Here is a 14951-nt window from a genome sequence, read left to right on the forward strand (position 1 = left end):
CGGGCGCACATAAAGGGTAAATTCTCCTAGCTTGCTAGTTAGGAGAATTTACTAGCGTTTTGAAAATAATCAAACACATGCTACCTGGAGGTGCAGTTTTGACAAGAAATAGTAAAAGGAAATTTAATATGTTTCTTGTGGCCATTATGGTCATCAGCTTGGTGTTACCGAATTTTTACATCCAATCTGTAACCGCTGCCACAAAGACTACCGATTTATTTATTTCTGAATATATCGAAGGCAGTAGTTTTAACAAAGCCATTGAGGTTTATAACGGAACAGGCGCTGACGTAAAGTTAAGTGAATACACGCTTGAACATTATGCTAATGGGGCCGCAACTACAACTTTCAAATTGGCACTATCATCTGATCCATCCGCAACTCTTACAAATGGAAAAACATTTGTCATTTCACGCAACGACGCTGATGCGGCAATCGTTGCGAAAACAGACTTACTTGATACAGCCAAGACCGTTATTAACTTTAACGGTGATGACGCGATTGTTTTAAAACATAACGGTACAATTATTGACGTTATTGGAAAAATCGGCGAAAAAGTCACTTGGGGAACAACTGTTAAAACTATTGACCAAACTCTAGTCCGTAAAAGCTCAATTGTAACTGGAGATAGCAATCCTGATGATGCCTTTGACCCAGCAATAGAATGGGATAACATGGGTAAAGATGTATTTACATACCTTGGTTCCCACACCATGGACGGTGGTTCTACCCCTGTAGAAACAAAAGTTGCAAATGTTTCAGCATCACCTGCAGCAGGTGCTGTGGCAGTTGGAACAACTGTAACATTAACAACAGAAACTGCAGATGCAAAAATTTACTACACCACAGATGGCACTGAGCCAACCACAGAAAGCACTGAATACAAAGCACCTATCGAAATCAAAGCTGACATGACAATTAAAGCAATTGCCACTAAAAACGGCTTAGACAACAGCGATATGGTAACATTTCCCTACACCCTTTTAAAAGCAAATTCCATAGCTGAAATAAGAACTATGGCTTTGCAATCAAACGTTCAAACAAGCGGCGTAGTTACAGCTGTCTTGGGGAGGGCGATTTACTTCCAAGATGCTACAGCAGGAATTGTCGCTTACACACCAACTGATAGCACAACAATTAAAACAGGCGATAAAATTACTGTTTCAGGTAAGCTTGTAGAATATTCAACATTACTTGAAATCGAAGCTGATCATGCAAACATCGTAGTTACTGGCAATGAAGCAGTTCCAGCAGCTGAACTAGTAAAAGCAGCTGACTTGAATGAAAGCAAAGAAGCGAAACTCGTAAAAGTTAAAAATGTTACGGTTGGCACGTCCTCCGGCGGTAACTATACTGTGGAAGATGCTGATGGGACAAGCTTTCAAGTTCGTCCACCAAGTTCTACCATGCTCTACAGCAAGCACTGTGTATACACAGCCAATCGTAATTAATAAAGCAACAACAGTTAAAGCTGTTTCAGTGAAAGCAGGCATGACAAATAGTCCTGTCGCATCATTTGATTATATTATCCAAGATGGCCCGGTTCACATTTATGATATTCAAGGTAAATCCCATACTTCATTATTTAACGGTAAAACCGTAACTGATGTTGAGGGTGTTGTTACCTATATTGATGGAACGAGCCGCTTCTTTATTCAAGACCTTGAAGGTGATGATGACGACAGCACGTCTGATGGTATCCTAGTATTCAAATCATCTCATGGAGTTTCCATCGGTGACCGCGTTAAAGTAACTGGTAAGGTAACAGAATACTACGGTGAAGGTTATGCAGAGAAAACATCAACAGACCTAACTATTACAGAGCTTGAAGCTTCAACGATTACGAAAAATGGTACTGCTCCACTTCCAGCACCAATTAAACTTGGAGTTGACCGGATTGCTCCTCTAGAAATAATTGATAATGACAAATTTGCAACATTTGACCCAGAAGAGGATGCGATTGATTTCTGGGAAAGCATTGAAGGTATGTATGTCCAAGTTGATAATCCAAAAGTTTTTGCCCTGCAAAAAGACGCATTAGTTTGGGTGGTGCCAAAAGATTATCCAACAAACGTTGTTGGCGGTGGGTTACGTATTACTGCTGATGATACAAACCCTGATCGTATTTCAATTGATGTCAGAAACGGTTCAACAGCCAATAAATCTTACCGTGCGAAAATGGGAGATTATTATACAGCTCCGATTAATGGTGTTGTGAACTACGGATACAGCAACTTTAAAGTGATGACACAAGAAAAAAGTATGCCAGCACTAACAGAAACTGAAATCGTTCGTGCTGCAACAAAAATTACACCTGTAGAGGACAAGTTAACTATAGGAACATATAACGTTGAGAACTTCTCAACGAAAACGGATGATGCAAAAGTAGGAAAAATTGCTGATGCCATTGTCAATTTAATGAAAAAACCTGACATCATCGGCTTAAACGAGGTTCAAGATAACAACGGTGAAACAGATGATGGAACAGTAGAAGGAACACAAAGTGCACAAAAGATTATTGACAAAGTAAAAGCACTTGGCGGACCAACATATGCTTACACAGAAGTGGCTCCAGAAAACAATCAAGATGGCGGTGCGCCTGGTGGTAATATTCGTGTGGCCTTCCTTTATAATAAAGAGCGCTTATCATTAACTGCAGGTGCAGAAAAAGGTACATCAACACAAGCAGTTGGCTTTGATAACGGCAAGCTGACACTAAATCCTGGGCGGATTGAACCTACAAACGAAGCATTTAAATCAAGCCGCAAACCGCTTGCAGCACAATTTGATTTCCAAGGTCAAAGTATTATCGTTGTGGCCAACCATTTCAATTCTAAAGGCGGTGACCTACCGTTATTCGGTAAAAACCAACCGCCAGTATTAAGCAGTGAAATTCAACGTCATAAAATTGCAACCATTGTTAATAACTTCGTGAAAGATGTGAAAGCAAAGGATGCAAATGCTAATGTTGTTCTTTTAGGAGACTTCAATGACTTCGAATTTACCAAAACAGTAGAAATTGCAAAAGGGAACGAAATGATTGACATGATTGACAAAGTTCCTGCCAATGAGCGTTACAATTATTCTTACCAAGGTAATGCACAAGTACTTGACCAAGTCTTAGTTACAAAAAATATGGAAGCTTATACAACGGTAGATATTTTACACATTAACTCTGGATTCATGGAAGAACATGGACGTGCAAGTGACCACGATCCAGTGATTATCCAAACACAATTAAAGGCTGCGGGTGGAGAAGTTCTACCACCAGTAACACCGCCAGAATCAACAAAAATTTACAACTTAAATAACTTCAAAACAAAGAAGTTAACAGTTTCAAATGAAGGTGCAGATATTACAGTTAGTGCAGATTCGGTTATTACCGATGGTATTGTATTAAAAGGCTCCTACGCAAAGCTAAAAGGTGAAGGCTTAAAGAATACAGTGATTACCATTAGCCCAGCCAAACAAGGTGCAGTTATTGACCTAAGCGGTATTCAGGTTAAAGAGGTTATTATTGATAATGCCAACATTAGTCAAATTAGAGGCGCTGAAAACGTTCAGAAATGGACGATTAAAGACGGCGTAGATACATCTAACATCAAAATATCTAATGTAGGAGGAGAAGTTATTACTTCTCCTTTTTTACCGAAACCAGTAAATCAGTCCCCTGTTGTAGCGGCACCACTGCAAAATATTTCTGTTCAAGCAGGTTCATCCGTTTCCATCAATTTAACTAACTATTTTTCAGATCCGGATGGTGATGCTTTAACCTACAGTACAACTGCTGGTACTGTACAAGGAGCGACTTTAACGCTTCAAACTGAAACTGAGGGTATTGTAAATATTACCGTTACAGCAAATGATGGCAATAAAACAGTTAGTGCTTCTTTTACCGTAACAGTAACCGCGGCACCATCTAATACTGTGGAAGCCTATTATCAAGCAGCAGCTGGAAAAACAGGTGCTGAACTTAAACTATCCCTGCACAATATCATTAAAACACAAACAAAATTAACATATGCTCAGGTAACAGAAGCTTTAAAGAAAACAGATGAAGATCCGAACAATCCAAACAACGTGATTCTTCTTTACACGAACCGTTCACAAGCAAAGACGACATTTGGTTCAGGTGTGAATGACTGGAATCGTGAGCATGTTTGGGCAAAATCACATGGTAACTTTGGGACAAGCGTCGGACCAGGTACTGATATTCACCATTTACGGCCTACTGACGCATCTGTCAACAGCACACGTAGACATTTAGATTTTGATAACGGCGGCAGATCACAGGGTGAATGTGCTGACTGTTATTATGATAGTGATTCATTTGAGCCACCGAATCATGTTAAGGGCGATATTGCAAGAATGCTAATGTATATGGATGTACGTTATGAAGGTGACGGCGGTGAGCTTGACCTTGAGCTAGCTGACAAGGTCAATACGTACCCCACACCAACTCACGGCAAGAAATCTGTCCTGCTGCAATGGAGCAAAATGGATCCGCCGGATGCCTTTGAAAAGCATAGAAATGATGTCATACAATCGATTCAAGGAAACCGCAATCCATTCATCGATCATCCTGAATGGGCGGACCAAATCTGGCCAGCAAGCTAACAAAAAAGATGTTCCGTAACTACTCGGAACCTCTTTTATGGTGATTCTGCCGCCTTCACCAATTCAACTACCTCTAACTGCTGCCTCAAGCGTCTTTGTTTTAATTTTTCCATCGTAAAAAGAGTTACGTGAACACTTAACACAGCTAGCGCAAATAGTTCTACAGCATAATCGATATAGTACCACGACAATGTGGCGGTGATATCGTAAAGTGTATGGACGAGGACGGTCACCCACAGGTTTCGTGTCCATAATAAGATTAATCCAAAGAGTAATCCCATATTGGCAAAAGTTACGATGGCGCCTATGCTTACTGACCATGGCTCTACGGAATCTAGCGTATGGTCGATTCCGAACAGGATGGACGTGAGAAACAGTGCACCCATCAGGAAGATGTCTCTTCGGCCGCTCTCCCATCTGCGCGGGAATATCTTTTTAAACATAACAAGAAGAAGAATCATGTACGCAAGCCGCCAAACCTCTTCTAACCCGGCAAGTGTGTCGGCATATAAATCATAGCCAATCGTATCTACTTTTTCGAAAAAGGACAAAACAGGTTCTTCTGCTGGAGTACCAATATCCTCTCCAACAGCCATTTGAATGTCGGTGTAGTCTTGAACGTATTGATCATAATCCGTGTTGAAATCTTGAAACGTGTAAGTTGAAAACATATTGATGACTGTGCTGCCTAGAAAGAAAATCAAGAAGGCACCTGTGAATTGAAGGGTAAGCTGCCTTTTCGTTTTCGGTTGGGACGTGGGACTTTGAAGCCGGTGGTGCAACTTCAAGCCAATAAAAAAGGACGACACCATCATCGCATCATATAGGGTACTCGCCATATTGCTGTACCGCATGCAATAAAGGAAAATTTCCGCTCCAATGGTGACGATGAGCATGGCAAACAGTAATCTTTTCGAAATCAGTTGTGTTAGGTTTGTTGTCATCTACTGCTCCCCTGCCTCTCCTATTCACCTAAAAAAAGTAACCGCCAGAATACCAAATCCATTTAAAAACAGTAGGAAAATAATACAGCCAAGCGCCCACTTCCATTTTCTTGTCACCGTGTTTTCTCCTTTACATTTAAGGTCATGTTTAGCAGAACTAGAAAAAGATAATAATAGTACTAATTTATCATAGCAAGAGTCATAGGTCACCAAAATATTATTTCCTGTAAAGCGCAGCAATTAAGGTGATTTTTCATGATGAACAAACATATGAATGTACAAGCTGTTAGTGTATTTTTTAAAAGATAGGAGTTCAGAAAATGAAGCGTCTTGGATCCATTATTTTGTCTATTTTTATAATCTTTGTTTTATCAGCAACAAATCCTGAGCGTTCCGATTATCTTGATTGGATTAATCACAAAACCATGGATCAGTCGTCGAACATCCTTAAAAAGGGAATTCTCTCCGTTGCGGGAAAATCCATCTTTGATGCTGGAACGACCAAATCCGATTATCTTGTTTTCTCCGTCTATAAAACGGATTTTACGGATGTGGGACTTGGGAAGGTTACGACGATAGGGGTTTTCAATCAATTTATCCCACTGTCTAGTTTTGAAAAGGGCCAGTAACGATTACTGGCTCTTTTCTATTTCTCCACTTTTTCCACTGTAAAAACCGGAACGCGAACCTGCACGCCGCTTCCGTCAGTTATATCCTCGTACCCGCTCAAAATTCCAATGACAGTATAGTTTTTATAAATGATAAAATCCGATTGCCCTTTTAATAATAAGTACGTTTTCTCCCAACTGCTCGTAGTATTGTTATAGGTTTCAGATAGTGTGACCAATGCCCCTCCGTTTGCTTTCGCTGCGGCGTTTGCAGTGAAGCGTACCTTTTTCCCTGCGTAATTGGTCACTTCGTTTACCTGAATATCAACATAATCTACCTTTATTTTTGAAAAATGATACACGCCCTGAGCATCCGGTTCAAAATAGCTGTGTTCGCCAGCACCTTGGCCGGTTGGATTGTCTACTAGTAAAAGCTGCTTCGATTCAACGGTTAAATGGTCAGCCTCCACATCAAGAATTTTCACCAATGCACCGGAGCGAACTTCATAGGCCAAATAATGATGTTTCCGTTCCGACGATTTGGCATCGAGAGAGATAACCGGATTGTTTGCTGAACCATAGCTGCTTTCTAGGTCTAGTGATGTAACGGTCGGCGAGCCCTCTAAGGTTCCCTCGGAAACTGCCAGCGCCTCTTCTCCCTTACGCTTGCCAAAATAGATTCCCCCGTCTTTGGAGATAGCAGCAATGACCAGATCTGCGCCCCATTTGTTCTTCATATTCACAGCGCTCGTAAATTCCTTTGTTGGATAGAGACGCTTTAGGAGGCGAACCGGCTCATGTTGATCCCAGGCAAGATTGGCATCAGTAATCAGCTGCTCCGTATTTTCTATTGGTTTAAGTGTTTCATAGAGGCTAATCGCTTCCTCGTATTTATTGGTGGTGATAAGACTTTTCGCCTTGTTAAGTAAATTCCCCTTTGTTTTTTCAATAACAGAAAACACCTTGGCATCCTTCATATGGGCTGATAGGTTTTTAACAGAGTTTGCTTGCTCAGCAAATGCCGCATAATCCTTGTTAGCGATTGAAGTAGTAAGAACCTTTATGAAATGGCTGTCAAGGATGGCTTGAAGCCAGCTGGAATCGATCGTCAACTTTGTCAGTATTGCAAATTGCCGATTTCCTTCGCTTGCGGTTACAGCAACGGAACTATTTTTCGCTATCAATGCCTTGATTTTCGCCATGTAATAGTGCTGGAACACGGATTGAATTTCTTTTGTTTTGGCCACATCATCGCCATAGAATTCTGCAGGAATCTTCGTTAAGATGGTAAAAACCTTTTCCTCCTCGGCGTCTTCCTTCTGTAATTTTGCTAGCTGTGTTTTCTTTATTCCGGAAAAATAACCCGCGAAATCCTGGTCCAGCTTTGTTAAAGTATGCATCTCTCCATACATATCCTGTTGAATCGTGGTGCCTGACACCCAGTTTTTCCTGTTCTCCTGCCAGCGGTTGTAGGTATCAACGAGTTGATCAAGATCTTTTTCGTTTTGATAGGCCGCTGCCTCTTTATCTAGGTCCTCCATGGTTTCACGAATCGGCGAAAGGACCAGGAGCTTCCGGTTGATATCTTGATTATGGTCTGTGACAGCTAGATTTCGCTTAGCAGACCGGAACTTTTTTTCAGCGGCCACCAAATTTCCTGACTGATACAATCTCACTGCTTCTTCATAGTCAGCGATTTTTTCATGTGCAAGAATGATTTTGCCGCCAACAAGAACGAGCAAAACCACAAGTAGTAGCAAAACAAAGTTCCGCGATCGAATCACTTTTTTATAAACGGTAGATTTAGGCATGACTGAATACCCTTTCTTTTCCACGCATAAAACGCTTGAAATCGGGATCATAGGAATACTTTTTTGCGACCAAACGAAGCGTTGTTTCCTTAAGACCGCCCCAGTCGATTTCTGGATTGGCATGGATGATATTACACAGCCGTAATACACGTTCCTTTGGAAAATAATCTAGAAATTCTTCAATAAACGGGGCAAATTCGAGAATGTACAGTTTCATTCGTAAGGCTGTTCCGGCGGCAGCAATGAGTGAGTCCATGCCAAAATCAATGACAATCGCATCTCGATAATGGATAAAGTAGGCAATCCCCTTTTTCGTCATCAGGGTACGATTGATTTTTACTACCTCAAGCGCATATTTCACAAAATTTTTATCATAGGATGATGGAATAAGGGGTTCAAGTTCTAGTTCCATGTCACTTCTTAGGGCAATTTTGTTTAGTACCATCACGCGGCGGATTTTCATGCGATCGGTTGAAATCAGATCGCCAATTTCGCGAAGCTTTTCATCAGCCTGGGCCAGTTTCGCTTCTGTTATATCTGCTTTCGCAAGGTCACTGTCAAACTGAATTCCCGCTTGAATTTTGCGAAAATCGACCCGGAGAAGCTTTTTCAATTGATGGAAATACTCACTTTTCAGGAACATAGAGTTTAAGGCTATATAGCAGGTACAAAAGATGAGGCCAGCGAATAAGGAATAGTACATGGTGTGAATCGTAGGAGCGAATAGAATGCCAAGGCAGACAACTAGCAATAGTCGAATCACCTCGGTTGTTAACCGTTTTTTACTAATCGATTTTACGAGATTCTCGATTCCAGCAAATTTTGTGCCGCAGGTTGGACATGTCTCATCCTTTAAAACAGAATAACGATGGCATTTTTTACACATTTTTAGCTTTTGAAAGCGATAGATTGTTCGCTTCTTCTTCGATAACTGAATGGCCTGTTTAGCCAATGGAATCACCTTCGTTTAACATGATGATTAATTCATCATCGATATCTTTGAAATCGCCGCTGTTGCGTTTCTTTTTCAAAAGTTTGGAGGTTTTCCAAAGCAGGATTACCACTAGAATACTAGTAAAGATGAGGCTGTACATGATATTCCCCCTGTTTGAATGTTTTACGCTAATCTATAAAATTTTTCCAAAATAGTAAGTTAATTTTCATTATAATAGGAAAATTTTTAAAATTCTAGGGATTATTGCTTGGGCATATAATAATAACGATGATAAAATGGGTTCATAATAGGATTTTTTTGTAATTATTGCACGAAATAGGAAACTGCTAGTGGAGGTGCACACAGATGGTAAAAAAATGGATTAGTAGCTTTATAATGATAACTTTCTTTCTCTGCAACAGTCATTATTTAAGTGTACGCGCAGCGAGCCCGCTGCATTCCACTTCTCGGATTGAAGGGATGCTGGTGGTGGATGTCAGTAATTCCATGAAGAGCAGTGACCCCCAGAATATTAGCAGTGAAGCGATGAAGATGTTTATTGATATGGCCTCCCTTAACGGCGATAAAATTGGGGCAATTGCATATGCAGATGAAGTGATGCGGGAAAAAGCACTCGTCAAAATCCACTCGGAACAGGATAAGCAGGATCTGAAGGATTTCGTTGACTCGGTAGAAAAATACACCTATACCGATTTATCTACTGGGGTGAAGGAAGCGGTTAAGGTGCTGGGGTCGAGCCATGAGCAGGGGTACTTCCCATTGATTGTGTTGCTTGCAGATGGCAATAACGAATTGAATCCGAAAAAGTCCAAAACCTCGACCGAGGCGGATGCGGATCTGAAGAAGGCCGTTGCAGAAGCACAGACGAAGGGATATCCGATTTATACCATCGGCTTAAATGCAGACGGCAAGCTAAATAAAGATGTGCTCACAGATGTAGCAAAGAGCACGAATGGTAAATTTTTTGAAGCTACCTCTGCGGATAAGCTTCCGGGTATCCTCAGTGAAATTTTTGCCAATCATTTGAAGTTAAAAATTGTCCCTGTCGATCAATTAGTGGGAAATGACGACTTTCAGGTCATCAAAATTACGGTGCCGAACGAAAATGTGTTAGAAGCGAATATTTCGCTGATGTCGAGCCAGCCCGTGGAGGTTAAACTGGTGGATCCGTCCGGTAAAGAGCTGGCCGTTCCTTCTGATCAGGTACTGCTGTCACGGTCAAAGAGCTATTCGATGTTGAAGCTGCGGAAGCCCGTGGAAGGTGATTGGACACTGAAAGTAAAAGGCGTACCCCAGGATAAAATCGATATCAATCTAGTATTCAACTATGATTTACAGCTGAAGCTTGCCCCATTTGCCAAGCAAAGCTACAAAGCGGGCGAAACGGTAGAGATTGGAGCGGTATTTGAGGATAGCGGCACTGCTATTACCGATAAAGAAATCTATAAATCGATGAAAGCAACTGTATATGTCAAAGACCTCGATAAAGGGAAAACGGAATCGTTTGCCTTAAATTCCGGGGACCAAGGGTTTACCGGTCAATTCAAGCTTGGAGATTCTACACGCTATGAGGTGGTGGTGAAGGCGGAGGATAGTAGCTTCTTCCGTGAAACCGAGCCACAAAGGATGACTGTACAACAGTCGGCGGCTGCGCCTGTGACGACGAAACCAGTAGTATCGTCCGAGGATGAGAAACCTTTTCCGTGGCTTTATGTGGTTGGCGGTTTGGTAGGTACCCTGGTGCTCGCAGCCCTTGCTTACCTCCTTTTAGGAAAAATAAAACAAGCGGGGCGCGGCTTTAGCGGCCAAATGGTCGTGGAAATAAAGGATGAGGATACAGGGGAACGAACAAGCCCACAGTTCAAGAAATTAAAGAGCTTTAAAGGAAGGTTGCGGCTGCACCAGCTTTTATCGCTGTCCCCAGAGTTTGCGGAAACGGAAGGTGTCATTTTCAAACCGGCAGCAGGTGATGCCCTCCTGCTCGTCAATAACTCTGGCTGCACCATTGAAAAAGGCGGCCGGGCCATTGACGCCAAAAAAGGCCTTGTCATCAAACGAAACGACCGTCTGCGCATCATTCCGAAAAAAGTTAATAAAACCATTTACGTTGAGTATATAAGTTAACATGTAAAGCGTAGTAACGGTGACAGGCACCACGAAGTGGTGCCTGTCACCAATTGAATCTTTATCACGTTATTTTACGTCTTTATATGTAGTAGGACTAATTGATTTTACAGCCAGGGAGGAATTTGTGCATGAAAGCTAGTGTGAGAGAGCATATTCAGCAGTTGGATGTTTCGTTAGGCGGAGGCATTATTTCGGAGAAAATTCGCGTAGATACGATTGATAATCCGATGCTTGTCATCGGGCTTGGGGGAACGGGGATTGATGCCCTGTTGCGGTTGAAATACCAAGTGAATCGCCGCTTCAAGCTGCCGCAGGACCCGCTATCGAAAAAGAAGAAGGAAAAGCCAAATAACATTGAATTTCTCGCATTCGAAACGAATGAATATGATCGCAATAAAAAATACAAAGGCATCGGCCTTGACCCGAACAAAGAATTTGTTCTGCTATCCAATCCGGAAATCGGCGGCCTCCTGCAAAACCGCAGCACAATTGAGCCGTACATAAAGGAATGGCTGTCACCGGAGTTATTAATTACCGACGGCATTAGCGGGGCATCAGGCGTTCGCCAGGCTGGCAGACTTTTGCTATTTACAAAAATCAACCAAGTCGTGCAAACGATCGAACGAAAAATTGAAGCAGTCCTTGAGGGAACGGGCAAACGATTATACGTTTTCATCCTAACAGGGCTATCCGGTGGAACCGGCAGCGGCTGTTATCTCGATATTGCCTATATCACGCGCGGGATAATGGAGCGGAAATTCGGCCCCACCGGTGTTGATAAGGTCAGCATCCTTGGTTATCTATTCACACCAGATGTGAATTTGTCCAAACGAGGCTTAAGCTCGCACACCGTTGAATATATTGAGAAAAATGGCTATGCCGCCCTCAAAGAACTCGACTACTGGATGAACTGTGATGAACGAAACGAACGCTTTGCAATGAAATACGGCAGCCTCTTAGATGTCAACTCCCCCATGCCGCCGTTTAATCTCTGTCATTTAATCTCCGGGACGAATCTCGAAGGAAAATGGCTTGAGAATGCCTATGATTACTGCATGAATGTCACCGCTGAAAATATCACCAACTTTATGGCCAATGAGGAAAAGAAATCCGGAGAAGAGTTTGCCATCCACGACTACATCAGCAACATCCGCACCAATATCGCCCAAATGCCAAAGCCCTATGCTGCCAACTACCAATACAATATTATCGGCGCATCGATGGCAGAAATTCCACTTGAAGAAATGACGACCTATATCGGCTATAAGCTGTTTGAAAAAATGAACACGATGTTTGATGCCGGTCCGGATCAAACGGAGGTGGAGCAATTTTTAGAAAAACTGCGAATCGACCCAGATTCTGTACATCAGCGCTTTAATGACCGCGTCCCGGAGCCATTATCCGGTTTTGAAAACAGTGACCGTTTCTCCTACAACAATGTCATTAAAACATCCGTGATCAATCTGGATGAAGAGTTGGAGCGTGAGTTTTTACTAAAAGCAAAGGATCAATATCGCAAATGTAAGAAACAGCTACCTGGGGAAATCATGGAGGAATTCCGCCGCCAGATGGAGCGCTTATTCCTGCATCCACAAAAGGGACCCATCTTTGCTTCACGTTTGATTTACTCTAACGACGGTTTCTGCATGTTAAAAACTTTACAGGCTTATATAGAAGGACTTCGCGACCGACTAGAACGCCTGCCAAAAGCCATTACGACGGAGCAGGAGTATGCCTACAATAAACTTGAGGATGCCCGCAGCGCTTTTATTTCAAAGGATCGCAAAAAGAATGCCTACATTGAAGCCAAACTGAATGAATATGATGCCCGGGCAGAAAAGGCAAGAATTGAAGAAATGATTGAATTCTATGAGGATGTAACTCAGCTGTTAAATAACCAGAATAACAAGATCTATGTGGTCTATAAAGAAATCCTAGAAACGCTGCGCGGAATTTTTGAAAAGAACGCCGATATCCTTGTCGATGGCGAGGAAGTAAAACAGGATAACGATGTCACCTATTATTGGCACCTTGTCAGTGTGCCTGATGTCGCCCGCGAGATTCAGCGGATGTTTGATTCCAAGGACGGCGAATTATTAGTCCAGCAATGGTCGGAAATGCTCCTTGAAAAATCAACCTATTGGGTGAAGGAAACCGATATCGATGTCGTGGGCACGGTCTCTGAATTCCTGACCGATCAATTTGGGGAATTGATTACCAAGTCGATGGAAGACTTTTTACGGCTGAAATACGGCGATGACCTGCCCATCGATAAGATTATTGAAGATAAGATTGCTGCTCGCTTGGACCGTGATGCGCTTCCGGTTTTCCATCTTGCCAACAGCAACGGTCAGCTGCACTTCCCACAATGGGGTTTTGTCTCTGTACCTGTGAAGGCACCGAATATTTTCAATGGCATTAAAAATTTCGAGAAGCATTCACTCAGTCATTCCCGATTTACGATCAAAGAAAGTGAACTGAAGAATCGGATATTCTGGCTAAATACCAAGAACGGGATTCCATTGTTTGCTTACTCGCCATTGTCTATTTATGAAAAATCCTATGAAAAAACAATATTGGAAAAAGAAGGCGTCGGCCGCCACCTCGTGCAAACCGCGAAGGAAAACTGGGCCTACCTCCCTTCGCCGATTCCGGAAAAGTCATGGGGCGATACGTACCAGAATGAACGAGTGAAACAGTACAATTCTGGAGTACGTGCGCTATTTAATCAGGCTCAGGGATTTGGCTGTATTACAGAGAAAAATAACGACCAGAATACAAGCGCACGGTTCCAGTGTCATTTTACGAAAGATGTGAATATTGGGGCGCTATTTGCGGCATATGAAGTGGATCCGAAGAAGTTAGAGAAAGCGAATCTTGGAAACTTGAAACAGGTGCTTCGTCAACTGCAGGACATGTTTGCCGGCAGCATGGAAGTGGTCGGTTCGAATGATATTTTTGGCAGCACGAATGTGGAGTTGGCGATGGAAAATCTCATCCGCTCCCCAAAGCTGATTGAAAAAGTGAAATCAGAGGTGCGGAAATACCTCTTTATTCAGGAAAAGATTGCTGAGATTGAGCAGGTTCTGGCAACGCAAAAGGACAAAGAAGTGTTGATGAGTCAATTTATTCAAGCTTTTTATACAAGAACCATTAAAAAGCGCGGCGCCCTCTATGTGTACGATAAAGAACTTGAAGAAGACGCATGGGAGCCGTTTGTGAATTTAACAAAAACGACGAAATTTGTGGAGTACGAAATCTATCAAGCTTTTAAGTCGCTGAATCAAAAACAAATGGCGCAGCTTGAAAAGAAGTCGGAGCGCCGCAGCGTGGAGTTAATTAATCAAGAAAGTGCTGCCCAGCTCATTTTCGCATTAGAGGAAATGGCGGCCGCCTATCAAAAGGAAAAGGAAACCCTTGATTACGACTTCAAGGAGTTTGCCAACGGCGAGGAATTGTATGCTTTTTACAAAGAGATGATGTTGAAGGTGCAGGAGATGCTAAGGCAGTTGAAATCGTAAGGGCCGCGGGGGTTGTGCGGGTGGCAATCGGCGGGTGCGGCGCTTTACTGTCGCATGAGCTTGCGTTTCTGTCGCATGGGCACATGTTACTGTCGTATAGCCGTGCTTTACTGGCGCATGGGCGCGCTTTACTGTCGAGTACACTTTTTACTGTCGGATAGCTGCGCTTTACTGGCGCATGGTCGCCCTGTACCGTCACATAGCCGCACTTTTCTGTCGCAGGCACATTTTACTGTCGCATAACTACGTCTTACTGTCAGATAGTCGCAGTTTACTGTCGCATAGCCGCACCTAACTGTCACATGGCCCTGCTTTTCTGTCACATAATCAATTTGCCTATGTTCCGGCCACAGGCACCCATTGCATGT

Annotated in this window: 9 protein-coding genes; 5 read left to right on the plus strand and 4 right to left on the minus strand. The window is 42.6% G+C overall.

All coding sequences use genetic code 11. The features are described from left to right. Positions 1-98: 98 nt before the first annotated feature. Both RCG19_RS06235 and RCG19_RS06240 read left to right on the plus strand, forming a co-directional pair. Positions 99-1451 (plus strand): chitobiase/beta-hexosaminidase C-terminal domain-containing protein, encoded by a 1353-nt coding sequence (locus RCG19_RS06235; protein WP_308110098.1) that lies wholly within the window; start codon positions 99-101, stop codon positions 1449-1451. Then, positions 1369-4617, plus strand: coding sequence for an endonuclease (locus tag RCG19_RS06240; protein WP_308110099.1), 3249 nt, complete (start codon positions 1369-1371; stop codon positions 4615-4617). The genes RCG19_RS06235 and RCG19_RS06240 overlap by 83 nt, the downstream gene beginning before the upstream one ends. A gap of 35 nt (positions 4618-4652) precedes the next feature. Here RCG19_RS06240 and RCG19_RS06245 read toward each other — a convergent pair whose 3' ends face one another. Beyond that, positions 4653-5561, minus strand: a complete 909-nt coding sequence (locus RCG19_RS06245; protein WP_308110100.1) for a CPBP family intramembrane glutamic endopeptidase — start codon at positions 5559-5561, stop codon at positions 4653-4655. A 320-nt stretch (positions 5562-5881) separates the two neighbouring features. Between RCG19_RS06245 and RCG19_RS06250 the strand changes: the two genes are divergently transcribed. Further along, on the plus strand, positions 5882-6190 hold the full coding sequence (locus RCG19_RS06250; RefSeq protein WP_308110101.1) for a DUF4359 domain-containing protein: 309 nt from the start codon (positions 5882-5884) through the stop codon (positions 6188-6190). Between the two features lie 17 nt (positions 6191-6207). Here RCG19_RS06250 and RCG19_RS06255 read toward each other — a convergent pair whose 3' ends face one another. The 3 genes from RCG19_RS06255 to RCG19_RS06265 are packed head-to-tail and all read right to left on the minus strand — an operon-like array spanning position 6208 to position 9074. Then, on the minus strand, positions 6208-7980 hold the full coding sequence (locus tag RCG19_RS06255) for a hypothetical protein (RefSeq protein WP_308110102.1): 1773 nt from the start codon (positions 7978-7980) through the stop codon (positions 6208-6210). Beyond that, complete coding sequence (locus RCG19_RS06260) at positions 7973-8932, minus strand: hypothetical protein (RefSeq protein WP_308110103.1); 960 nt, start codon at positions 8930-8932, stop codon at positions 7973-7975. The genes RCG19_RS06255 and RCG19_RS06260 overlap by 8 nt, the downstream gene beginning before the upstream one ends. After that, complete coding sequence (locus RCG19_RS06265) at positions 8925-9074, minus strand: hypothetical protein (protein ID WP_308110104.1); 150 nt, start codon at positions 9072-9074, stop codon at positions 8925-8927. Before RCG19_RS06265 ends, RCG19_RS06260 begins: the two co-directional genes overlap by 8 nt. 206 nt (positions 9075-9280) lie before the next feature. On the opposite strand from RCG19_RS06265, the gene RCG19_RS06270 reads away from it, so the two are divergent. Together RCG19_RS06270 and RCG19_RS06275 are read left to right on the plus strand one after the other, a co-directional pair. After that, positions 9281-11059, plus strand: coding sequence for a vWA domain-containing protein (locus RCG19_RS06270; RefSeq protein ID WP_308110105.1), 1779 nt, complete (start codon positions 9281-9283; stop codon positions 11057-11059). Positions 11060-11190: 131 nt separating this feature from the next. Further along, entirely contained in the window at positions 11191-14583 is a 3393-nt protein-coding gene (locus RCG19_RS06275) for a tubulin-like doman-containing protein (RefSeq protein ID WP_308110106.1), read from the plus strand. The last annotated feature ends 368 nt before the right edge of the window (positions 14584-14951 follow it).

Source organism: Neobacillus sp. OS1-2, from assembly GCF_030915505.1.
Lineage (GTDB): Bacteria > Bacillota > Bacilli > Bacillales > Cytobacillaceae > Neobacillus.

What these genes read in the sequence shown, in the direction of transcription:
- RCG19_RS06245 (WP_308110100.1), bottom strand. Translation starts at nt 5,561, where the DNA reads ATGACAACAAACCTAACACAACTGATTTCGAAAAGATTACTGTTTGCC.
- RCG19_RS06265 (WP_308110104.1), bottom strand. Translation starts at nt 9,074, where the DNA reads ATGTACAGCCTCATCTTTACTAGTATTCTAGTGGTAATCCTGCTTTGG.
- RCG19_RS06275 (WP_308110106.1), top strand. Translation starts at nt 11,191, where the DNA reads ATGAAAGCTAGTGTGAGAGAGCATATTCAGCAGTTGGATGTTTCGTTA.
- RCG19_RS06255 (WP_308110102.1), bottom strand. Translation starts at nt 7,980, where the DNA reads ATGCCTAAATCTACCGTTTATAAAAAAGTGATTCGATCGCGGAACTTT.
- RCG19_RS06270 (WP_308110105.1), top strand. Translation starts at nt 9,281, where the DNA reads ATGGTAAAAAAATGGATTAGTAGCTTTATAATGATAACTTTCTTTCTC.
- RCG19_RS06250 (WP_308110101.1), top strand. Translation starts at nt 5,882, where the DNA reads ATGAAGCGTCTTGGATCCATTATTTTGTCTATTTTTATAATCTTTGTT.
- RCG19_RS06240 (WP_308110099.1), top strand. Translation starts at nt 1,369, where the DNA reads ATGGGACAAGCTTTCAAGTTCGTCCACCAAGTTCTACCATGCTCTACA.